The following is a 621-nucleotide window of genomic DNA, read 5'->3' as shown; positions in this document are numbered from 1 at the left end:
CCGAGTTTAAGCGGCAGGCGGTCCGGTTAGCCACCGAATTGAATAAATCCGTGGCGCAGGTGGCCGACGAGCTGGGCATTCCCTCGAGCACGTTGCATGGGTGGATTAAAGCGACCCAAGAGCGGCCGGACGAGCCCTTCATTGGCAGTGGCCAGTTACGCCCCGAGGATCACGCGGCCCGCGAACTACAAAAACGCCTGCGCGATTTGGAAGAAGAGAACGCCATCTTAAAAAAAGCGATGCGCATCTTCGCCAACGATCGGAAGTGAAATACGCGTTCATTCATGAACACCGCTCCACCTTCCGCATCACGAAGATGTGCAACGTGTTACAGGTATCCCGGAGCGGGTACTATGCCTGGCGAGACCGGCCCCCCAGCCCTCGAGCCCTCCGGCGCGCGGAGCGCCGGGCACAGATCCAGACGATTTTTGCTAACAGTCGGGGGCGCTATGGCAGCCCGAAAATCACGGCTGTCTTACGCCAAACCGGGGAACGGATTGCCCAGAAGACCGTCGCGCGCTTGATGCGGGAGGCGGGGCTCCGATCTCGCGTGGTGCGCAAGTATAAGGCGACGACCCACTCCCGGCATGCCCACCCGGTCGCCGACAATCTCCTGAATCG

2 protein-coding genes are annotated in these 621 nt (G+C 60.9%); both read left to right on the top strand.

Annotated elements, in window-relative coordinates; translation table 11 throughout:
* Positions 1-269: transposase (locus HIJ39_RS23300; protein WP_207711902.1), on the top strand; the 269-nt coding region annotated here is incomplete at its 5' end.
* A gap of 56 nt (positions 270-325) precedes the next feature.
* Positions 326-621: IS3 family transposase (locus HIJ39_RS23295; RefSeq protein WP_169103395.1), on the top strand; the 296-nt coding region annotated here is incomplete at its 3' end.

The sequence above is a fragment of the Sulfobacillus harzensis genome, from assembly GCF_012933365.1.
Taxonomy (GTDB): domain Bacteria; phylum Bacillota; class Sulfobacillia; order Sulfobacillales; family Sulfobacillaceae; genus Sulfobacillus_B; species Sulfobacillus_B harzensis.
This window is presented reverse-complemented; position numbering and strand designations above follow the sequence as displayed.